This window comes from Hymenobacter artigasi (assembly GCF_012275535.1).
Classification (GTDB): domain Bacteria; phylum Bacteroidota; class Bacteroidia; order Cytophagales; family Hymenobacteraceae; genus Hymenobacter; species Hymenobacter artigasi.
Map to the genome: position 1 here is coordinate 58,481 of NZ_JAAVTK010000015.1, position 20,478 is coordinate 78,958.

The 20,478-nt window shown below is 62.1% G+C and carries 24 protein-coding genes and 1 pseudogene; 9 read left to right on the forward strand and 16 right to left on the reverse strand.

Features of this window, described 5'->3' with window-relative positions; all coding sequences use genetic code 11:
* Positions 1 to 637: 637 nt before the first annotated feature.
* Positions 638 to 985 (forward strand): annotated as a pseudogene (locus tag HBN54_RS24145) (penicillin acylase family protein); the annotation flags it as partial.
* An 85-nt stretch (positions 986 to 1,070) separates the two neighbouring features.
* On the opposite strand, the gene HBN54_RS23675 reads toward HBN54_RS24145, so the two are convergent.
* The 9 genes from HBN54_RS23675 to HBN54_RS19520 form a co-directional block, all read right to left on the reverse strand.
* Entirely contained in the window at positions 1,071 to 1,226 is a 156-nt protein-coding gene (locus tag HBN54_RS23675) for a hypothetical protein (protein WP_235955610.1), read from the reverse strand.
* Positions 1,227 to 1,426: 200 nt separating this feature from the next.
* Complete coding sequence (locus tag HBN54_RS19485; RefSeq protein ID WP_168674901.1) at positions 1,427 to 1,852, reverse strand: hypothetical protein; 426 nt, start codon at positions 1,850 to 1,852, stop codon at positions 1,427 to 1,429.
* A 139-nt stretch (positions 1,853 to 1,991) separates the two neighbouring features.
* Positions 1,992 to 2,171, reverse strand: coding sequence for a hypothetical protein (locus tag HBN54_RS19490; protein ID WP_168674902.1), 180 nt, complete (start codon positions 2,169 to 2,171; stop codon positions 1,992 to 1,994).
* Between the two features lie 308 nt (positions 2,172 to 2,479).
* Entirely contained in the window at positions 2,480 to 3,340 is an 861-nt protein-coding gene (locus HBN54_RS19495; RefSeq protein ID WP_168674903.1) for an SDR family oxidoreductase, read from the reverse strand.
* Between the two features lie 171 nt (positions 3,341 to 3,511).
* A complete protein-coding gene (locus tag HBN54_RS19500; protein WP_168674904.1) occupies positions 3,512 to 4,378 on the reverse strand; it encodes an AraC family transcriptional regulator in 867 nt (288 codons plus the stop codon).
* Between the two features lie 105 nt (positions 4,379 to 4,483).
* Positions 4,484 to 5,065, reverse strand: a complete 582-nt coding sequence (locus tag HBN54_RS19505) for a recombinase family protein (protein WP_168674905.1) — start codon at positions 5,063 to 5,065, stop codon at positions 4,484 to 4,486.
* A gap of 127 nt (positions 5,066 to 5,192) precedes the next feature.
* On the reverse strand, positions 5,193 to 6,779 hold the full coding sequence (locus HBN54_RS19510; protein ID WP_168674906.1) for an MFS transporter: 1,587 nt from the start codon (positions 6,777 to 6,779) through the stop codon (positions 5,193 to 5,195).
* A complete protein-coding gene (locus HBN54_RS19515; protein ID WP_168674907.1) occupies positions 6,776 to 7,912 on the reverse strand; it encodes an LLM class flavin-dependent oxidoreductase in 1,137 nt (378 codons plus the stop codon). Before HBN54_RS19515 ends, HBN54_RS19510 begins: the two co-directional genes overlap by 4 nt.
* Positions 7,913 to 8,191: 279 nt before the next feature.
* Positions 8,192 to 8,737, reverse strand: a complete 546-nt coding sequence (locus tag HBN54_RS19520) for a cysteine hydrolase family protein (protein WP_168674908.1) — start codon at positions 8,735 to 8,737, stop codon at positions 8,192 to 8,194.
* Between the two features lie 599 nt (positions 8,738 to 9,336).
* Here HBN54_RS19520 and HBN54_RS19525 point away from each other — a divergent pair.
* The 4 genes from HBN54_RS19525 to HBN54_RS19540 all read left to right on the forward strand — a co-directional run bounded on the left by HBN54_RS19525 (position 9,337) and on the right by HBN54_RS19540 (position 12,034).
* Entirely contained in the window at positions 9,337 to 9,894 is a 558-nt protein-coding gene (locus HBN54_RS19525; RefSeq protein WP_168674909.1) for a TetR/AcrR family transcriptional regulator, read from the forward strand.
* Between the two features lie 53 nt (positions 9,895 to 9,947).
* A complete protein-coding gene (locus HBN54_RS19530) occupies positions 9,948 to 10,847 on the forward strand; it encodes an NAD(P)/FAD-dependent oxidoreductase (protein ID WP_168674910.1) in 900 nt (299 codons plus the stop codon).
* Positions 10,848 to 10,980: 133 nt separating this feature from the next.
* The gene (locus HBN54_RS19535; protein ID WP_168674911.1) at positions 10,981 to 11,289 is read left to right on the forward strand and encodes a hypothetical protein; all 309 of its coding nucleotides are present in this window, start codon (positions 10,981 to 10,983) and stop codon (positions 11,287 to 11,289) included.
* Positions 11,290 to 11,365: 76 nt separating this feature from the next.
* Positions 11,366 to 12,034 carry a class I SAM-dependent methyltransferase gene (locus HBN54_RS19540; protein WP_168674912.1) on the forward strand — a complete coding sequence of 223 codons (669 nt, stop codon included), beginning with the start codon at positions 11,366 to 11,368 and terminating at the stop codon, positions 12,032 to 12,034.
* Between the two features lie 167 nt (positions 12,035 to 12,201).
* Here the strand turns inward: HBN54_RS19540 and HBN54_RS19545 are convergent, their stop codons facing one another.
* The 4 genes from HBN54_RS19545 to HBN54_RS19555 all read right to left on the reverse strand — a co-directional run bounded on the left by HBN54_RS19545 (position 12,202) and on the right by HBN54_RS19555 (position 15,621).
* Positions 12,202 to 13,074, reverse strand: coding sequence for a helix-turn-helix domain-containing protein (locus tag HBN54_RS19545; protein ID WP_168674913.1), 873 nt, complete (start codon positions 13,072 to 13,074; stop codon positions 12,202 to 12,204).
* Positions 13,075 to 13,406: 332 nt separating this feature from the next.
* Positions 13,407 to 14,081, reverse strand: a complete 675-nt coding sequence (locus tag HBN54_RS23680) for a type IIL restriction-modification enzyme MmeI (protein WP_235955611.1) — start codon at positions 14,079 to 14,081, stop codon at positions 13,407 to 13,409.
* Positions 14,078 to 14,449: a type IIL restriction-modification enzyme MmeI gene (locus HBN54_RS23685; RefSeq protein WP_235955612.1), complete on the reverse strand. Its 372-nt coding sequence runs from the start codon at positions 14,447 to 14,449 to the stop codon at positions 14,078 to 14,080. Before HBN54_RS23685 ends, HBN54_RS23680 begins: the two co-directional genes overlap by 4 nt.
* Before the next feature lie 227 nt (positions 14,450 to 14,676).
* Positions 14,677 to 15,621, reverse strand: coding sequence for a hypothetical protein (locus HBN54_RS19555; RefSeq protein WP_168674914.1), 945 nt, complete (start codon positions 15,619 to 15,621; stop codon positions 14,677 to 14,679).
* Between the two features lie 176 nt (positions 15,622 to 15,797).
* Here HBN54_RS19555 and HBN54_RS19560 point away from each other — a divergent pair, with 176 nt between their 5' ends.
* Positions 15,798 to 16,145: a helix-turn-helix transcriptional regulator gene (locus tag HBN54_RS19560; protein ID WP_168674915.1), complete on the forward strand. Its 348-nt coding sequence runs from the start codon at positions 15,798 to 15,800 to the stop codon at positions 16,143 to 16,145.
* Between the two features lie 447 nt (positions 16,146 to 16,592).
* Here the strand turns inward: HBN54_RS19560 and HBN54_RS19565 are convergent, their stop codons facing one another.
* A complete protein-coding gene (locus tag HBN54_RS19565) occupies positions 16,593 to 17,576 on the reverse strand; it encodes a nucleotidyl transferase AbiEii/AbiGii toxin family protein (protein WP_168674916.1) in 984 nt (327 codons plus the stop codon).
* Positions 17,561 to 18,283, reverse strand: a complete 723-nt coding sequence (locus tag HBN54_RS19570; protein ID WP_168674917.1) for a DUF6088 family protein — start codon at positions 18,281 to 18,283, stop codon at positions 17,561 to 17,563. Before HBN54_RS19570 ends, HBN54_RS19565 begins: the two co-directional genes overlap by 16 nt.
* Before the next feature lie 581 nt (positions 18,284 to 18,864).
* On the opposite strand from HBN54_RS19570, the gene HBN54_RS19575 reads away from it, so the two are divergent.
* From HBN54_RS19575 to HBN54_RS19585, 3 genes are all read left to right on the forward strand, one after another.
* Positions 18,865 to 19,032 (forward strand): hypothetical protein, encoded by a 168-nt coding sequence (locus tag HBN54_RS19575; RefSeq protein WP_168674918.1) that lies wholly within the window; start codon positions 18,865 to 18,867, stop codon positions 19,030 to 19,032.
* A gap of 10 nt (positions 19,033 to 19,042) precedes the next feature.
* On the forward strand, positions 19,043 to 19,366 hold the full coding sequence (locus HBN54_RS19580) for a hypothetical protein (protein ID WP_168674919.1): 324 nt from the start codon (positions 19,043 to 19,045) through the stop codon (positions 19,364 to 19,366).
* A 116-nt stretch (positions 19,367 to 19,482) separates the two neighbouring features.
* Positions 19,483 to 20,133: a hypothetical protein gene (locus tag HBN54_RS19585; protein ID WP_168674920.1), complete on the forward strand. Its 651-nt coding sequence runs from the start codon at positions 19,483 to 19,485 to the stop codon at positions 20,131 to 20,133.
* A 28-nt stretch (positions 20,134 to 20,161) separates the two neighbouring features.
* Here the strand turns inward: HBN54_RS19585 and HBN54_RS19590 are convergent, their stop codons facing one another.
* Positions 20,162 to 20,461 carry a helix-turn-helix domain-containing protein gene (locus HBN54_RS19590; RefSeq protein ID WP_210428122.1) on the reverse strand — a complete coding sequence of 100 codons (300 nt, stop codon included), beginning with the start codon at positions 20,459 to 20,461 and terminating at the stop codon, positions 20,162 to 20,164.
* Positions 20,462 to 20,478: the final 17 nt, after the last annotated feature.

Genomic DNA, 20,478 nt, shown 5'->3' on the forward strand with positions numbered 1-20,478 from the left:
ATCATCAGTCGCAATACGCTACCCGTGTTTGGTGGCTGCCCCTCCCCTCCCCTGCTGTGGCTCCTCAAGTCGACTTTATTGGGTTTTGTTTGATGTCTGCTATTAGGTACCCACGGGTGGGTTGAAGCAACTACCTGCTGCTGCTGCTCCTTGAAGTGCTATTGATATTGCATTTTTACTTTATCAGGGCAGTGTAATCTCAATGCAAAAAGAGTGATTCCAACTCAGTATAAACAGCACAACTCACTGGCCAACAGCATATAGTATAAAATAGCACAAATGGTTGTATTCTTTAATATTTTTTATACTTATTTATGCTTTTAAGAGGGCGTGATTGCCACAGAAGAAACGCTTAGAAAGCTCCCCAACTATTTATCTTTAAACTCAAATTTTAGTATTTTACTACTCAGAACTCACTGATTAACATTAATTTATAAGCTCAGGTTGCTACAAAAAGGACGCTAGGTTGACTTCCGGTATCCCGACTTACCCACCATAAAAACACCACCCAAACAGAACGCCGGCAAGATAACAGCCCAGCACAACGCGCTTGTCAACAGCATAATGGCTATTCCGTTCGACCCCACGCACCTCGTCGCCACGTCCGCCCGACGAGTTGAAAGACCCGCAAGGCGCCGTGGCCCTCCTGGTCCAAGCGGCCACCGGAGTCGAAAAGCAGTACGGGTCCCTGGACGTGACCTGGGGAGACGTCAACCGGCTTAAAGTGGGCGGGTACGACTTTCCGGCCAATGGGGGCTCAGCGGAGTACGGCCTTTCCCGAACCATTTACTTCAAGCGGAACCCCGCCGACAACAAGAACTACGCGTTTCACGGCGACAGCTACGTGCCCATCAACGAATTTGACCCGACCGTGAAAGCACAGGTCCTGCTTAGCTACGGCAACGCCACCCAACCGGGGAGCAAGCACATCGGCGACCAGCTGTCGCTGCTTTCTCAAAAGAAGCTGCGCCCCGCGCTGCTCACCCGCACCAAAGTGGTAGCGAACACGGGAGAAAAAGTGCAGCTGCGCATAGCCCCGACCGCAACCAAGCTGCTGGGGTTTCTTGCCGTTACGTCCTCCAGCCGAGCCAGTCGGTTAGCCACAAGCCGCCCGCCACGATGGCCACGCCCACCGCGACCACCACGCTCGTCACGACGCCGATGGCCACCACCCAAGCCACGCCCGGCACCTTATCCATCCAGTCCTTGGTTTCAAAGAAACGCATGGGGCGAAGGTAGCACACCCATCAGCGGGGAAGGGTTGGCGAATGATTTCTGCCGCCCAACGGATAAGCTCACTTGGCAACGCACGGTAGTTCACAGTAAAGCGTGTGCTTCCCTTTCACCAAACGGAGCGTGTTTAGCTTCGTGCCGTTTTCCTGACCTGCTAACGGATGCTTCTATAGCCTAGGAATGGGCGGTGGTGCTACTCTGCTGCTACCTGCAAGTCCTGTGGCACTCCCAATAGTGTCCGCTGCTGGGCATATTCTTCCCGGTTATAGGGCCCGTACACCGCATCCGATGCCTTAATCAGTACGAAGTACTGCAAGCCGGGCTGTTTCGAGGGAACAGCATTGCCCGCAGCAGAAGCAGCGGGCGGTTGCCTCACAGCTAGAATAAACCGGCCGTTCGCGTTGACGCCCCTCAGGTCACCGTCAATTCGGATGTGAGAAAACAGGTGCTTTTGCGCGGATTTGTACACCACGGGCCCGCCCGGGTACCCCATGTCAACCGCTTCGTCGCTCGGCAAGTAGAAGTACCTACCTCCTAACTCCTGCTTATCAGCTACCCACAGGAAAAACAACACCCCGGAAAGAAGCGCTACGCAAACGAGGACTAACCACTTTTTCATGCTATCCGAAAGTTATAGCCCTCCTTTCACCAAACAGAGCCTGTTCACAGCAACACTGTTTAAGCAGACGGCAGCAGGTGCCGGGTCCGAGCCTTTCTACGTAGCAGAGCCTCAGCTTTTGCACGCCTTCAGGGGGAGGTTAAAAAAATAAGCCCAGCGAGTTATTCCGGTCCAGCTCTTCAAGTAACTCGCGCAAGCGCAGAACCCAAGCGCGTTGTTCCGCTGTCAAGGGCGATGCCTCCAAGCGTTCAAGCAGGGCCTCGGCTTCGCTGAGATGACCGCTGGAGGAAAGGTGAGACAAGGTATCGAAGAGGCCCATAAGTAGCAAGGAAAAGGTGCGAAAGAGGAACGGCTCAAAAGTAAAGCGCCCGATGCTTCGCCGTCTTGACCTTCAACCATTTTCTTGAACTATAATACATCCCGCTGCTCGGCCCGTACCCCTTCGCCATGCACCCGGGAGTGTGGCTCCATTCACCTACTTGGGTCCTTCTACCTACGGGCTGTGGCGAACACGCCGCTACACGTGGGCCACGTTGGCTTACAAATCGGCCTTCTTATAGCAGCGGGGGGATAAAATTATTCTAAGCCCCCGGCCTTGGTCTTCGGTAAGGGCAACAGAAAGCAGGCCTACAGCTTGTATAACGTCCGCAACCCTTCGCTGAGCGAGGCTGGCTGGCGGCCGAGCAACTGCGCCAAGTCGGGGCTTACTTCGTCTTCCTGCCCGTTTTTGATATCGGTCATAAACCCGATGATGCGTCCCACCACCACGTCGGGCAGCCCGCGGGCTTTCAGGCCCTGCTCGAAGGCGGGAACCTCGGCCGGCGTGTACGGCACTGCCTTTCCGGCTAGCTCCGTGAGGACCGCCGCCACGTCGGCAAAGGAATACGACGCGCTGCCCGTGAGGTGGTACACTGGCTTGGCGGGGCCGTCGGCGGCCAGGACGTTGGCAATGGCTTCGCCCATTTCGCAGCGCAGGGCGAAGGGCACTTTGCCCTGCCCGGCGGGTAGGTAGATGCCCCTTTCGAACACCTGCTCGCCCACGAACTGCGGCAGGGCATCCATATACAAAACGTTTCGGAACAGGCTGTAGTCCAGCCCGCTCGCTTTGATGGCATCTTCGGTCTGAAAGTGGCCTTCCATCAACTGGTTGGCCATTGTGGCCCGGTCTTTCAGCGTGCGGCTGGTATAGCCAATCCAGTGCACGCCCGCTCTTTGGGCGGCCTCCACTACGTTTTGGTGCTGCTGCACGCGCCGCGCTTCATCTGTGCCGGCGATGAGCAGGACCTTTTTTATGCCGGACATGGCCCGGCCCAGGGAGGCCGGGTCGTCGTAGCTGCCGAAGCGCACCTGTACGCCCTTTGCTTGTAGCCCCGCGGCTTTCTGTTCATCCCGGACCAAACCGGCAATTTGGGAGGCTGGCAGTTGTGGAAGCAGGAAATCAAGGATGGCCGAGCCCAGGTGGCCCGTTGCGCCGGTTACTAAAATCATAAGGGGAAATGTTGCGTGCGTGAATGGTCCGGCAAGTACCTGGTGGCAGGTAGTGGCCGCCGGGTACTTGCCGGATGGGCGCTGCAAAATTCCCCTCGCCGCCCCAGCCAGGCAATGGCCAAAGGGTGGCAAACTGTGGCGAAACGGTGGCACCCGCGGCAGGCGCGCTGGTTAGCGCACCTGCCGATAGGCCGTGGGCGACAGGCCGGTGCTGTTTTTGAAAAACCGGCTAAAGGCGAATTGGTCGGCAAAATGCAGGCTCGCCGCGACCTGCTGGATGGCCAAGGCGGGGTTTTGCAGCAAGGCTTTGGCTTCGAGTGCCACGGCTTCGGCTATCCAGTCGCTGGCGGTGCGGCCGGTCACGGCCTTCACCAGCTCGGTGAGGTGCCGCGGCGTGATGCAGAGCGTATCAGCGTAGAATTGCACGCTGCGGGCGGTGGTGCAATGGGTGTGCACCAACTGCCGAAAAGCCGCCGCCAACTGCTGGCGGCGGGGGTGGCCGGCCGGCCGGGCCGCGGCGGGCTGGTCGTACAAAGGCCCTATCTCATACAGCAAGCTGTTAAGGATGTTTTTGAGGATGTTCTCCCGCTCCGTATGCGGGGTATTGTATTTCTGCTGCAAAAAACGAAACGAGGCGGCCACGTTCTCCGCCACCGGTTCCGGGAGCTGGAGCACGTAGGCGCTCGGGTTCACCAAAAAGCGCAGCCGGCCCGTGGCGGCGTTGTTGGTGGTGATAAAATCCTGAGTAAAAAAAACAGACAGCGTTTCGTAGTCCTCCGAGATGGAAAGCCATTCCTTTATCACATCCGGGGTGGCCAGCACCAGGCAGCCGGGACCCACGACGCACGTCGCCAGGTTTGCTTTCAGCTCGGCGCGGCCACGCAGGCACAGGCTGATTTTATAATAGTCGCCGCGGTACGGGCGGTTCAGCGGAAGATTGGGCCGGGGGGCCGCATAATCGGGAAAGTACACGTCCGCGGCGGCCGGTTGCGGGCTACTAAACGCTTGAAGCTGATAGGTGGGCAGGCATTCGTTCATCGAGGATGGGTTCGGGGGGTAGGGCCTGGGTCCGCCTAGGCGGCATATGCGGGCAAAAGGGTCGTTTTGTAGTGGCGGGAAATAGCATCAGGCAAGCCCTGGCAGTCAATGGGGTGATGTGGTCAGCGCCGCCCGCAGGTGTTTGCGGTAACGCTTGACGCTGGAGAGGCTGATGCCGGTCAGGTCCACGGTTTCGGTCACGGATAGCCCCTTCTCCAGCGCCTTTTTCACTTTGGCCAGGTTCTCGGCATCCAGCCCTTTAGGCCGGCCGATGTGCTTGCCCTGGGCGGCGGCCAGTTGCTGGCCCGCCTTGGTTTTCTCCAGGATGCTCTCGCGGTCGTACTCGGCCAGCGAGGCGAAGATGGAGAGCATGAATTTGCCCGCTGGCGTCGTCGTGTCGATGCCCAGGTCCAGGGCCTTGAAGTGGATGCCGCGCTGGTGAAACGAGTTGACCAGGTGAATGACGTGGTCGCGGCTGCGCCCTAGCCGAAAGAAACGCGCCACCAGCACCGTGTCCCCCTCACGCAGCAAGCCCAGAAGCTCATCGAGGGCCGGCCGCTGCACACTCATACCGGTAATTTTGTCCTGAAAAACACGGTCGCACCCAGCCTTGGTCAAGATGTTAAGCTGGGTGTCCAGGTTCTGGTCGAGGGTAGAGACGCGGGCGTAGCCGAAGGTCTGGTGCATAACGGGTCAACAAGTCAGGTTCACAAAGCTAACGCTCCGTTTATTTTTGGCCCGACTTTCTGACCCTTTGTTTTCGGGCGGCTTGCCGCCCGGGGGGCGGCGGGGGCCCGGGCCAGGAAGCTATACCTTATTGGTCCTTAACCCAGGCACCCAACCCTGATACCGGCTGAACCCGCCGCGCTTGCGCCCAGGCCAACGCCATCAGCGCGAGCATGAGCACCCCGCTAAGGCCGGCCACCAGTTCCATGCCCGCCACAAAGGCGTGCTGCGCCGTGCCCAGCAGGGCATCGTGCACGGCGGGCGCTTGCCCCTGGGCCGCCAGCGCAGCCCCGGCCAGCGTCTGGCGGGCCGCCTGCACTACCTCCGTCGGCAGGGGCAGCGCGCTGATGGCCAGCGTCTGGCTCCGATAGACCCAGGCGCCCACACTACCCAGCAGGGCGATGCCCAGGGCCCCGCCCAGCTCGGCGGCGGTTTCGGAAATGGCGGCGGCGGCGCCCGCCCGCTCGGGCGGGGCGGCCCCCACCACGATGTCGGTGGCCTGCGTGAAGACGACGGCCAGCCCCAGATTATACAGGAACGTGCCCGTTATCAGGCAGGCAAAGCCGGAGGCCCCGCCCACCTGCGTGAGCAGGCCGAAGCCGAGGGCCGCCACCCCCAGGGCGCCGATGCTGCTGGGCCCCGAACCCAGCCGCCGCACCAAGCCGGCCGCCACCGTCGAGCCCAGCAGCAGGCCCACGTAGGAGGGCGCCGCCCAGAGGCCAGCCTGCAGGGGCGCCAGGCCCTCTATCAGCTGCAGGTACTGGAAAACGAACACGAGCATGCCGTAGAGCACGAACGCGCCGAGCGCGTACAGCAGCACGTAGGTGGTTAAGACGGGCTGCCGGAACAAGTGCCGGTCCAGCAAGGGCGTGGGCGCCGTGAGCAGCCGCCGCCAGAAAAGCCAGGCCAGCGCGCCCGTGGTTAGCAGGCTCAGCCCGAAAAGCCAGCCCGGGTCGCCCTCGGCGAGCTGTTTGATGCTGAACACAAACGCGAGGATGGCCCCCAGCGACCATACGCCGCTGAGCAGGTCCAGCTGCGTGGGCGTGGGGTTTTTGTACTCGGGCAGCACCAGCGGACCCAGCAGCAGCAGCAGCGCCATCACCGGCACGGCCACCAGAAACACGGCGCCCCAGCCAAAATGCACCAGCACCACGGCGCCCACGAGGGGCCCGAGGGCCCCGCCCACCGAGAAGCTGGTCATCCACACGCCAATGGCCACCGCCCGCTGCTGCGGGTTCGTGAACATGGTGCGGATGAGCGACAGGGTGGACGGCGCCAGCGTGGCCCCGGCAATGCCCAGCAGGCCCCGGGCCGCAATGAGCTGGAAGGTAGACGTGGTAGACGCCGCCCACCCGGAGGCCAGGGCAAACGCCAACGCGCCAATCAGCAGGAGCTTGCGCCGGCCAATCTGGTCGCCCAGATTGCCCATGATAATCAGGAAGCCGGCCACCATAAAGCCGTAGATGTCCACCATCCACAGCAGCTGGGTGGCGCTGGGGTTGAGGTCGGCCGCGATTTGCGGCAGGGCCAGGTTGAGCACGGTCAGGTCCATGGAATACACCAGGCAGGGTAGGGCGAGCACGGCTAGGCCCAGCCACTCTTTGGGACTCGCCCGCGGCGGCGGGGCCACCTCGGGTAGCGGCGGGGGTGGCAGCGGAACGGTTGCGTTATTCATCGGCCTGACGAAGATGGCTCGCCTGCCAGGGCCGTTAAATCAGGCAGCTGGTAGGCGTCGGCAAGGAGTTCGGCAGAGCGGTGAATCGCCGCCGGGGAATGGCCCACGTTCACGAGCATCACCTCATCGGCCTGCACGCTGGCCTGGTAATGGTTGAGTTTGGCCATCACCTGTTCGGGGGTGCCGAAGAGCGTTTTGCTGTGCCACGCTTCGAGCGTGCGCAGTTCCTGCGCATCATAGGGATAGGCTTCCGCCTCCGCCGGAGACGGGACGAGGTAGGATTGCTGCTGCATCATCCGCAGCATGCTGTGCGCGAAGGCCCGCGACTCCTGATACGCCTCGTTTTCATCCTCGGCGGCCAAAACGGGCAGGCACACCATGGCATAGGGCTTGTCGAGCACCGCCGAAGGCTGGAAGTGTTGCCGGTACAGCGCGAAGGCCATCGCCAGGTTTTCGGGGGCCAGCTGGGCGGCAAACGCGAAGGGCAGGCCCCGCTGCCCGGCCAGCACCGCCGAGTAGCCGGACGAGCCCAGCAGCCAGACCGAAGGGCGTTGGGACGAGCGGGCAAGGCCGTTGGCGCGGTCCTGGCCGGGGCCCGGTACGGCAAACACGCGGCCGTGATAAGGGTCATCCGCGGGAAAATCATCCGCCAGAAAATGCAGGATTTCCTGCAGCTGCTCGGGAAAGTCCTCGGCACCGATGGCTCCCCGCCGCAGGGCCAGAGCCGTGTGGCCATTGGTGCCGGGTGCCCGGCCCAGGCCCAGGTCAATCCGGTCGGGGGCCAGGGCCTCGAGCAGGCCAAACTGCTCGGCAATGACCAAGGGCGGAAAGTTGGGCAGCATCATGCCGCCCGCGCCCAGGCGAATCTGCTTGGTTTCGCTGATGAGCCGCGCCAACAGAATGGGGGGCGAGGAGGTGGCCACCCCGGGCATGGCGTGGTGCTCGGCCACCCAGTAGCGGTGGAAGCCGCGTCGGTCGGCTAGGCGGGCCAGCGCTATACTGGCCGCCAGCGCTTCGCTGGCCGAGTGGCCCCGGCCGGTAACCGCAATGTCCAGGATAGAGAGGGGCGCCGGCGCGTTGCCCTGCCGGGTTCCAGCAATTTTGCCTGCCGTGGCAGTCGCGATAGGTTGCATGACGATACGGTGTTTCGTGACTTGATAGGGGGCGCTGCTGGCCCATCACCTCCCCGCTCTTGCCCGGAAGAGGCCAGCTGGTTGCTTGCGGCCGGCCGGCGCCGGGCCGCTCGCTGCTGCCAGCCGGGCTCGCCCAACAGGCGCGAAAAAACGCCCTGGGCGCCGGTAGTAACCCGAGTTGCCAGGGTATGGCGGGCGGCGATAAACCACATGGGGCCTAAGGGATTGGGCTAACAGCCGCAATCCCTTAGGCCCCATTCCCACGGTGGGGGTAGCCCCTTAGGCCGCCAGGTATTGTTTGGTGGTTTGAATGCTGGCGTAGAAGAAGGCCAGCGCGGCTAAAAAGGCGGTTTGCACCTCGGCCGCCTTCACGTGCGCCCCGTTCACTTCCAGGTCTTTCGTGGCGCAGGCATCCCCGATGACGGTGCATTCGAAGCCGAAGTCGCGGGCCGCGCGGGTGGTGGCATCGATGCACATGTGGGTCATCATGCCCGTAATCACCAGCTCTTTGATGCCCAGCCCCTGCAGGTGCGCCAGCAGGTCCGTGTCCCGAAAGCTGTTCGGGTAGTATTTCATTATCACCTTTTCGCCGTCCAGCGGCTGCACATTGGCGTGAATTTCAGCCCCTTTCGTTCCGGGCAGAAAGAACGTGGCATCGGGACCGACGCCCAAATGGTGGATGTGAACGACGGGCAGCTTCTCGGCCCGGAATTTTTCCAATAGCAGTTTGACGTTTTCGCTGACTGGCAGGGGGCCTACGAGCTCCATGGCACCATTTTCAAAATAATCATTCTGAACGTCTACGACAATTAGGGCTTTGCTCATTTTCTTCTGGCCTGTTAGCGTGAATGGATAGCACAAAATTAGCGGGAGGAGAAAGCCGGATGCCTACCAAACCACGACTACACCCTACCATTTTGATAACCATTCTGCTTGGGAGCTGCCCGTAGCTGGGACCGTTTTGGACCCTATAGCTCGTTCTTCGTTCACGTACTGGCCTGCTTACGTCAATCGGCCCAGCCGTTTAGCCGTTACCGGGCTTGCGTCGCCTCCTGTTTTCGTGCTCCAACCAACCAGCAAACAAGCAATCCACTGCAACGGTCCGGCTGGCGAAGCGGCCGCCGCCTGCCAACGAATTTAGAGTTTTGTTAAACAAAAAGGGGAAAACCTCCGAATCTTACCCAAGCGGTTTTGCTCAGCGGTGGCCAGGTGTTAATTAATGTTAAGTCTAATGGCGCCTTGGCCAATAGCGAGGCCCGTTCTGTATCTCAAATAATGGCTAGCGATAGGCCCGCAGCCTTCCTCCGAAGGGGGAAAAGCAGTCCACTTATTTCCAACCACGATGCAGACCGCTTGCTAATCGTTACCGGCACAACTTATTAATCTGTCTCATATATGAGACATACTGCGTACCTTTACGCCCGATGACCCGCCCCACTGAGCAAACTATTGTGGAAGCCGCTATTCTCGTCTTCAACGAGGATTATTCAGCCCCCCTGGAAAAGGTGGCCGAACGGGCGGGCGTTACCCGCCGCACGCTGCATCGCTATTTTACTGGTCGGGAGGAATTGTTGGTCTGTTGTGCCCGCGACATGCAGCGCAGCTGCCGCGAGGCACTGGAACAGGCCTTGACCAGTTCAACCGACCCCGTGGTTCAACTCGAAAATATGCTCTACGCGGGCATCGACTGCGGCGCCAAGTACGCCTTTTTTACCAAGCTGCACACCCGGCCCGACCACCAGCACGCCCCCGGCCAGGCGGCGGACTGCGCCGAGTACGACGACTTGCAGGCCCGCTGCCGCGCCGTCGTTGCGCGCTTGCAGCAAGAGGGACGTATTAGCCCCCACCTCCCGACCGAATGGGTATTGCTGCTGCTAGGCGGGGTGGTAAAAACCACCATCGAAGCCCGGGCGACAGGCGCGACAGAGCCCCACCTGCGGCAGTTTGCCTGGTTCTCGTTCAGCAAGGGTATCGGGTTGTGAGTTTTTTTGTTTCACTATGTCTCAAAATAGAGACAACTATCTTTACCTCTCCCATGGAAAATCAAGTGGAAGTAGTGATTATTGGCGGCAGCTACGCCGGGTTGTCGGCCGCCATGTGCCTGGGACGGGCGTTGCGACAGGTACTGGTGCTGGACAGCGGCCAGCCGTGCAACCGCCCAACGCCGCACGCGCATAATTTCCTGACCCGGGACGGGGCCAGCCCCGCCGAGCTCGCTGCCCAGGCCCGGGCGCAGGCGCTGGCCTACCCCACCGTGCGCCTGCTGGCCGAAACGGCCGTGGCCGCCACTGGTACCGACGGCGACTTCACCCTGACCACCGACACCGGCCGGGTGGTCAGGGCCGGCAAGCTGCTCTTCGCCACCGGCGTGCGCGACCTGCTGCCGGCGCAACCTGGTTTTGCCGCTTGCTGGGGCATCTCAGTCATTCACTGCCCCTATTGCCACGGCTACGAGTACCGCCAGCAGCCCATCGGCACGCTGCTCAACGGCGAGGCCGCCCTGCACCACGCCCGCCTGCTGCGCCAGTGGACCACGCAGCTGACCGTCTTCACCGATGGCCCGGCGACGTTCTCCCCGCAAGAGCGGGCACAGCTAGCCCGTGCGGGCGTGTCGGTGGAGGAAACCCCCGTGCGGGAGCTGCGCCACCACGCCGGCCAGCTCACGCACGTCGCGTTGGCCGATGGCCGACAAGTGCCCCTGGCGGCCCTTTACCTGCGGCCGGGCATGGCGCAGCACTGCCTGCTGCCGCAGGAATTGGGCTGCACCTACACTGAAGCGGGCTACCTGCAAGTAGACAGCATGCAGAACACCAGCGTGCCGGGCATCTACGCGGCCGGTGATGCCACCACGCCCATGCGGGCGGTGGGCATGGCCGCCGCGGGCGGCACCCTGGCCGGCGTTGCCCTCAACAGCGAACTACTACCCACCTGGTAAGGGCTACTGCGCCGTGTGACAGGATTTTTATTGCTAGCTGACTTCCTTTTTATGCGTCCATTCGCTCCCCTTGCGGGCCTGCTGGCCCAGGCAGAAGACGGCCTTTGTGGCCTGGTCCAACGCACGCCAGGCCTTGGCCAACCACCTTTTGCGGCACCGGCGTTTCCCCCCCGCAGCGGCAGCGGGCGGTTGGGCCGCCGGGCCGGCCTCGGCGGGGCCCCGGCGCTACGTGGTGAGCTATCAACTCATCGGGGCAGAATTATTTGAGGGCCAGGTAGTCGCCTCCTACGTGGCACCGTGCGTGCGGCTGTTTGAAACCGATGAGTTCAACGTGATTTGGGCCGAGCTGGTGGACGAGTTCGGGACCTCGCCGTATCGGCTCGGGCTGGAGATTCTGGCTATTGAGGCCTGCCCATTGCCCGTGCGCCATGCCTGGCTCTAACCGGCCGTAGCCGCCGGACTCCGGTGGGCGGCCCCGCCCATGCTTATGCTTTCCCATTTCGCTTTTTCCCCACGCCATGTTGCCTTTTTCTGACCCCCAGGCCGTTGCGGGCTACGCGGCCCGCCCTGCACGCATCGTACCGGGCTTCGCGGACTTACACCGCATGAGCGCGCTGCTGCTCGCCGAGCGCACGCCGGCGGCCGGGCGGGTACTCGTGGTGGGGGCTGGCGGGGGGCTGGAATTAAAAACGTTTGCCGAATTCCAGCCCGGGTGGCACTTTGATGGCGTCGACCCCTCGGCAGAAATGCTGCGACTGGCCGAGGCCACGCTTGGGCCGCTGGCCTCCCGGGTGCGGCTTCACGAAGGCTATACCGACACGGCACCGGCCGGGCCCTTTGATGCCGCTACGTGCCTGCTCACCTGCCATTTCCTGCCGCTGGAGGATCGTCGCCGCATGTTGCAGCAGATTCTGCACCGGCTCAAACCGGGAGCTCCCTTCGTTGTGGCCCATCACAGCTTCCCGCAGGAAGAGCAGGCCGTGTGGCTTGCGTGCTATGCGGCCTTTACCGTGGCCGCGGGGGCCGACCGCGCCCAGGCTGAGGCGGGCATGGCCGTGATGGCGGCCCGGCTATCGGTTCTTTCGCCGACGCAAGACGAAGCGCTGCTGCGGGAGGCCGGCTTTGCCGATGTCAGCCTCTTCTACGCGGGCTTCACGTTTCGGGGGTGGGTGGCCTACAAACCGTAACGGCCTATCCGGGCGGTCAGGCCTGAACGGCGAGTACAATTTTTCCAACTAGTCCCTGCCGGCCGAAGCTTCGTTTGACATAGCGTCATTACCCCCTGGACGCCGCTGAGCAAAACCACTTGGGTACGAGTCGGAGGTTTTCCCCTAATTTGTTTAACAACAGCCAATTACCGCTGGCTACCATCTTGATAAGCAGCCAGAAATTCGGAGGTCGTCTGGCCCGTTTGGGTTTTGAAGAAGCGCATGAGGTGGTTGGGCTCCGAGAAGTGCAGCGCGTGCGCAATGTCGGTGACCGGCTGGCCCGCGTGCAGCAGCGCGTTTTTGATTTCAAACAGGAGGCGCTGTTTGAGCAGGTGCGTGGCCGTGACGTTGAACTGGGCCCGCACGGCCTTGTTCAGGGTTATCCGACTGACGCCCAGCATAGCCGCGTACTCGGCTACCCGCTGTTTTTCCTTGATGTGCAGTTCCAGCAGGCGCTTGAAATGATAGGCGTAATGGTTTTCGGCTTTGCCTAGCGGCAACGCATGGCGTTCGGCATAGGTCCGATTGAGCGAGAGCAACAAGTAATAGAGCAGCGAGCGGATGAGGTGCTCGCCATCGGCCCGCATGGGCCGAAGCTCGGCATTGATTTCGGTGAGCAGGCCGCAGTATTTCAGCATTTGCTCGGCAGACACCGGGAGGGCCAGCGGATAATCAAGCTGGTAAAAAAAGAGCAGGCGATAGGCAAACAGCTTATCGGCAAAGAAATCATTGAGAAACCCTTCCTGAAAAATAAGAAAGGTAAACTCCAGGTGGTCCGCATCCATCTGCCACTGCCTTTTCTGGAAAGGCGAGATAAAGACAATCGTATTATCGGTGATGGGGAGCATTTGCTGGTTGAGCAGCACGGAGCCCTGGCCCTTTTTAAAGAGCAGGATTTCAAAGAAGTCGGTATTGTAGACCTCGTTGCTCAAGTAGCTTTCCGGAAGCTCACGTCCTAATCCTACCCGGAGCAATACCTCTACGCCACACTCAGCTTTATGAAATTTAATGGTTTTCACGGCGGCAATAGGGTAACACGGCCCTAATGCCTAGTCAACGAGGACGAGGGCCGTGTTGTTTGCAACGCCCCACAGCCATGCCGGAAAGACCTGATTATTTGCCCGATAAGCATGGGTGAAGCGACAGGCCGAGTGCTGCGGGCGGTGGCGGTAGCAAGGCGCTTCTACTGCCGGCGGGAGCTAGCCAGCCTTGGCCCGGTTTGGTGCTTTAACCAATGCCTTGTTGCTGGGCGGCCGGGGCGGTTCTATCCTGCCTGCCCATGCGGAGGTGCTTTTTGCCTCCCGAGGGCAGCCCCCAGCTGGCCCGCTCGTTTAACCTTTGTACCAAACTTTTAACCAAGGCCGAAGATGGCGGGCTCCACCTCGGTCCAGTCGGCTTCGGCGGTTTTGAGCAGCAGGGCCATTTGGTCGGCGGTGAGGGGCAGGGCGGTGGCGTCGTGGAAGAGCTTGCCGTTGAAGCGGCGCAGGCGGGCCTTCAGGTCGGGCGAGAAGCCGCCGGTGTCCATGGTGGCCCACAGGCCGCGCAGGGCATCGGGCAGAAACTCGCGCAGCTCGGGCGTGGAGTAGGTGCGCAGCATGCCTGTGAAGCTGGCCTTGGGGATGAGGCCCACGTCCTCCGAGAACATCGTGAACAGGCAGCGCATCAGGAACTGGGCCACCGTTTCGGCCGGGTGCCCGGCCCGCTCCAGCTGGGCACTCACGCCGGCCAGGTAGCCGGCCAGCTCCCGCGTGACGCGGGCGTCGCGGCGGCTGGGGTCAAGCTCGCGGGGTTCCAGCCACACCTGGCGCAGCAGCAGGCGGGTGCCCTCGTCGGCCAGGGCCGCCAGCGGCAGCCGAAATCGGGCCTGGTCGGGGAAGGGCACGAAGGAGTCGCCGACGCCGGCGAAGTTCGAGTACACGTCGATGCAGTAGCCCACGTCCACCACCAGCACGAACAGGGACTGGGGCTCTTCGGCGGGCAGGGCGCGCACGTAGCCCAGGGCCTGCTGGCGGGCGGCCTGCATCATCTGTGCTCCCACTTCACGGAACCGCGCAGGGCGTGTCCCTTGCGGCGCTTCTCAGCGGGCAGGCCCAGCTCGGCGCGGTCGGCCTGCTGGGCCTTTTGCTGGGCGTCGGCTGAGTCGGTGCCCTGTTTGGTTTCCAGCACAAAGCAACCGCGCTTGTACAAGTCAATGCGACCAATGCTTTTTTTAGCCCCGTCGTTGAAAGTCACCGCGCGCTCCAGCACGTACTGGTCCTGCGCGGGCAGGTCGGTGGTGGGGTCGGGTTTGGGGACGCCTATCAGGTCGCAGAGGTCTTGCAGAAACAGGCCGTAGTTGGCCCGCTCCGCGCCGCCGGATTTCTGCCAGCGGGATTCAAAGTCGGTATAATGCACGCTGCAAAATAAGCCCTTTTGGCGGCAGATAGGGGTGCCTTAGGTCGCAGACTTTTCCAGAGCCCATTCTTTCTACCAAGAGCGGTCGCCTCACCGGCCGTAAGCGCAAACGTAGTCGGGCTGCGTTGCCGCAAGTAAGCGTGCGTTCCGCAGTCACGGCCCCGAAAGCCCTCCCCCCCTGGACCACGTCGCCCCCCGCGTCGACGGCGGCAGTCACGGCGTTTGGGCTAATTCACTGGGCTGTTCGCGAGCTGTTGCAGCGGCGTTACCCGTTTCTTCCTCATCCTTCTTTTCTTGGAGGCTGCTTCCGTTGCGATGTCTAGCAGGACGCGTAGCGGGTGTTCTCCCATCGCCTCGGCCAACGCCATGACCTTTTCGACCGAAAGGTGGCCCGGGTTTTTGCGCGCTTCGGTGAGCGAGGCAGCACTGACGCGCATAATGCGGCATAGCTCGCGCACCGTGAACCCAAACTTGTCGTTTCCCCGCGGGTGATGCGCGACGATGTCACGGAACGTCCGTTGTTTCGCCTTTTTTCGGCGCAGGGCTGGGCCCCGCGCATCTTTTGGCACTGCTTTGGACAGCCGCGGTGCCAAACCAACCCCCTGCCGCCGCTCCTTTGACGAATCCACGGGGTGCTCGGCAGGAATCGGCAACGGCAGGAACGGTTCGGGGACCGGCGGGCACCCCGTACTTGCCAGGTCCTGGCGTACCTCCTCGACTGCCTTGCCGGACGTCGCGACCGGTGGGTGGCCGTGGGCCAGTTTCATCAGCAACGCGTACGTAAGCGGGCCGTACGCCTGTGCATTCTCCTGCATTTCTGCCAACGCAGCCACGGCTTGTCGTTGGTAAGCCTGGAGTTCTTCGTCGGCGGTCGACGCGATGGCGGTCGGCGCGTCCATCGGCAGGGCCAGCGAGGGCAGTTCCCAGGCCAGGCCCTGGACCCGGCGCGCGAGGCCTTCCCAATCAAAGATTACCACGGTCCCGTGCACCAGCACGTCGGGTTGCAACTGCCGCAGCACCTCGCTCCAGGTAGCCGAACTCAGGGCGGGGAAGTGGCGCTCCCGCCGCGCATTGGCATCTATCAGCGCCTGCTCCACCATCCGCAGTGAAGTGTGCGCAAAGGAAATGCGGTGGGGACCGGAATGGGGCGGTGGCAAATCAGGAAGTAGCATCGGCGAAACGCATTGGATTGGCCCCTGTGGTTGCTGCCCTGGGTACCTCAGGAGACAGGGGACAGATACCAGGAAGGTGGTGAAAAGGACTGCAACGGATGCAATGATACGACAGCGGGGGCAATTAAGGGCGTATACGCCCTTAATTGCCCCCGTTTGGAGACACACCTTGCTTCGTGAAAAATCCAGCCGGTCTCCAAGTATTTGCCAACCGGCTCCGGCTGCTGCGCCAGGCCTGCGGCTATTCCCAGCAGAAACTGGCCGATATCGCCAACGTGGAGCAGTCCACCATCAAGCGCATTGAACTGCGCCAGCTGGCCCCGACCCTGGACTTGCTCATCTCTCTGAGTCGCGCCCTGGCCCTCGAAGTTCGGGACCTGGTCGACGACCCGGCCATCACCCATTCCGACCCCGAGGTATTACCTGCCGTTGTCAACAGCGCCAAGCACCCTGTAATTGGGCAAGCAGGCGTTACCGTGCTTCGGCACGCGGTGCCACGCGACGGAGCGGCCGCAGAAGGGTAGCCTAATTTTCAGTAAATTTCCGCCGATAACGCTTTACACTGGCGCAGCTCATACCCATCAAGCAACTGGGATTCGTCGGCAATCGGCCGCCGCGTTGCACTAAGGCTTCGTGCGTGGCCAGCAGATAGAGAATGTGGTTTCGCTCGTATGGCCAGTGCTCTAGCAGCTCGTCTAGCTCCTTCACCGATGCCTGGTAAACCAGCGCGCGTCGCAACTGCGCGGCCGTATAGCGCGGTCAGGCGGCAGGTCGCTTGTTCGGCCGGGGGTAAACATGGCCCCACATCCTGCTGACCCGGGTGGGGCTCAAGCTCGTGCGGCAGCTCATCGGTGAAGTGCGCCCGATGTAGTTTCATTCCATCCAATTGGCCTATTCAGTTTAACGCACTTTTTGCTGCACGTTACGCCACCTGGTAATGCGGTCGGAATGCGTATGCCCGCGTGCCGACTTCAGGACACCTGTTGCAACCGGGCCCCGATGAGGGCAAGGGTATCGGCAACCGCAGAGGCCGCGGGCAGCGACCCGTGCACCAGTTGCCGAAACACTCCCTGATAGGTGGGCACAAGACGCTGCCAGGTGCGACCGCCATCGCTAAACAGCGCGGCTTCGCCCAACGGCCGGGCCGCCCAATCGCCCTGAAACTCCTGATTGCGGGCATCGTCGGCGCGAGCCTCAGCCAGCAATTCGACAAAGTCCGCGCCGGCTAGAAACGCCTTCAGTTCCGCTTGTTGCAGCAATTGATGCAGGTCGTAGACATGACGGATTTTGGCTTGCAGCTCGGCCAGCGGGTCGGCCGCGTAGCCGGCGCGCACCAGCGCCAGTATTTTCTCCGCGAGCGTGCGCTCCAGGGCCAGGGTCAGGACCTCGAATGGCTCCAGACCGAATTCGGCCACCGCCGCCAACTGGCCGCGACGGGCCAGCGCCTGACCGATGTAGGACTGCACGGGCCGGAGCTGGCTGGGGTGGGGCCGGGCAAAAGCGTTAATTTCGAGCAGCACGGCCCCGGCCCGCAGCTGCGGCAGTAACGCGGTTGGGTCATGGGCCGTCACAAAGCGGTGCGACGTTTTGCGAAAGTGACTGCCGCGCACGGTGCCGGGGGCCCCGGGGTCGGCTTCGAGGCCCTGAGTCAATTGGCGGGCGGCTTGGTCCATCAGCTTCTTGATTTGCCCACCCGTCCAGCCCTCAGTGCCGGCGATGGCCAGGTCCACGTCTTCGGAGAATCGCTCCACCAGCCCGTACGCCTTCGACAGGGCCGTGCCGCCTTTGAACACCACTTGGTCGCGGTAGGGCGAATCAGCCAGCGCCCGCAGCACATAGCTCACCCAATAGTCTTTCTCCACGAGCACGGTAGCCAGGCCCAACTCTTGGGCGGTGGCAGCCACGGCGTCAGCGAAGGCCAATGGGTCGTGGTGCAGGGTCATCGGATGTTCCATGCGGCGCGGTTGGGCAGGGCCGCGGCGCCGAGGCCGAGGCGATAATGAGTCAGGGGATTAAGGGTGGCCCGCAGACGGGCAGCCCCGGCGGCATCCGGCACGGTTTCCAGCAGCGCCCCGAGCAGCGCGCGCGCCCGCGGTGGGGCCTGGCGGGCCGCCAACGCGGTGAGCCGGCGGCGGGCCGGGGCGGGTAGCTCCCGGAGGTAATCAAGGACGTGGGCCACCACGCAGTCGGGCGTGGTATCGGGGATGCGGCGCACGTCGCGCAGTACTTCGAGCCATTGCAGCAGGGGTACGTCGCTGGCCTGTTCCGGCGCAGGGCGCACCACGGCCCGCAGCCGGGCCGGCAGGCGGCGGCGCGGGCGGGTGGTGGCCAGCGTAAGCGTTGCCGGCACCTGCGTGGTCAACCCCAGCGCGTTGTAAACAGCCAAGCCGGTGGGGTACGGCGCAGGCTGACCAGGAGCCGCCCCCACGGCGGCCACCACGGCCGCCTGGGTAGGAGCTACGGGACCAAAGCGCCCCCTGGCGGGCCGGTAGTAGCGGCCTTTGGCTAAGCGGGTCAGCTCGCCGGACTTGCTCAGCCGGCTCAAGGCAGCGGCCACCGCGCCGAACTCCGATGGCTCGCGCACGAAATCAGCGTAGCCCACGGGCTGGCCTGGCGGCAGTTGGTCAAGCTTAGCACGAATACGTTGCGCGGTATTTGACATCGAATAGCGGGTGGTTCGATAAAGAAACAGCGAAACCCATGAAAAGTGTCAAGTTTATACGTGTAAAAACTTGACACTTTTAATACAATCAAGAATACGCTAGCGGCAAAATGACAAGAAGAAGTATTATAAGTCAGTCGACTAGAGGAGTCAACTATAGCCGTTGCAAGAGGGTGGCATATCACTTGATTGCAGCTTTATCAGCCTCTAGCTCTCTTATCAATAGCATTCGCAACAGCGTCGACAGGTTTGCACCGCGCTTCTTGGCTAACGCTTTGCCAGCTTCCGCTAGCTCGCGGTCAACGCGCAAGTTGATTAATGTCTTGGATGACGCTTCCTCTGGCATGCCGCAAATATACAATACTCCATTAAGGCATAAAGACGGCGCTTACTCGCTTGTAGAACAAAGATTGATTTGTATTGATTTGTCTTTACATTTGTAACATAAAAAGGCCATCCCCGGCAAGGGATGACCTTTAAACAAGTAACAGGGCCGGCAAGCCCTATCACCATACACACCACAAAATTACATGAAAACACATGTAACCGGGCAACCTGTGCTTGGCCAACTCCGCCACGCTTTGTCTGCCGTAATCATCGGCAACCCGCTCTTCTCGCCCGAAGAGCAACTACTGGCTGACCACCACGTGCACGAATGTGAGGATGCCGGGCAACTAGCCCTCTGGTTAGCCAATATGCTAAGTGCCTCGGGCAAGTGCCAGCGAACCAACTCTTCGCGCACCAATTAACCGGCCGGCCATGTGGTATAGCAAACAGTTGCGGAAAGTCCGCCGGGCCCGCAAAGTAGCCCAAGCCCAGCAACACCAGTTGCTCAATCTTGAATTGGAAGGTCTCGTGGCCATCACCCTGCACTCCACCACCCGGACGCTGACCGTTCCCATCGAGCGGGGGGCAGGGGTTCAGGTCATCGACCTGCTCGGCCAAGCCCTGCGCGAACGTCGCCAGGTGCTAAAAGCGGAGGCCCGGCAGCTGCGCCAGGACTGGCAGGAAAGCGAGACGTTGCGGGGTCGAAGCCCGTCGCGGCCCGACCAGTCCCTAACCGGTGAACCCACCGCATCCTAATCCCCAGCGCATCCCTCGGCTCCTCCCCCGGCTGCCCGCCCTACCAGGGATGCGAACACGCCCCCCTCTTTTGATGATACTACAAGCTTCGCTATTCACGCGTCAATGACCTCGCTATGCCCTATTATCTCCCATTTCACGCCCCGCCAGCCGGCCAGCGCCTCCCCTATCACCGGGCCACGGCGGCGCAACGGACGCTGGCCGGCAACTACCTGCAACAGCGGCTCGGGGCTCATTTTCCCACCCTGCGCGCCAGTACCTGGACCCGTGCCCTGGCCAACTACCAACCCGAGCTGTGGCTCAGGGGCTCCGTCGTGGCCCTGGCTGAAACCGACCTGACCCAACTCGCGCAGCATCTGGCTGCCAGCCCGGAGCTGCCCGTACTGGACCCACCGCTCTACGGGCTACCGGCCCTGCACCTGGCCCAGCACAGCCTGCAGGCCAGCGAACTGGCCGTCTGGGCGCTCGGCGAAGTAGCGGCGGGTGCCACGGCCTGTGGCCCCCGGCTCGATGCGCTGCTCCGCCGCTTGGCCCACCCTAGCCCTCTTGCCGAGCAAGTGGTCCAGGCCTGGTGCTGGAACCTGGCCAGCGCGCCGCCCCTCGTACCGGGCATGCCGGGCGCGCCGCCCTGGCCGGACAGTGCCGAAATCGAACGCCTGCTGAACCACCTCAAATTCCCTGGAAGCCCCGGCGGCCTCGTCCCGGGAACCGGTCCTGGCCCTGCGAAGCAGCTGTTCCCCGGGCCAATGGTCCGCCGAGTTGCCTGACCAGGGACGCACTGTTGCGAGCCAGCCGTTAGTCCGCGCTGGAGCGCGGCGGCACGGGAAACTGCATCAACTCGCTGAGCGGGATTTCCAGCCCCTGGGCCAGGGAGGCCAGCACGTCGAGCGTCACGGAATAGCGCGCCGTCTCCAGCCGGTAGATGGTCGGTTTGGACACGTCGGCCACGTCGGCCAGCGCCTGCTGGCTCCAGCCCCGCGCCTCGCGCAACCGCCGCAGGTGCTGGCCGAAGGCCTGCAAAACCAGCTCGTTTTTCACCCCGGCAAGCTGGAACCAAAAACCAACCCCATTGTAATCATATATGATTACAATCACACATTTTCTTGTAACTT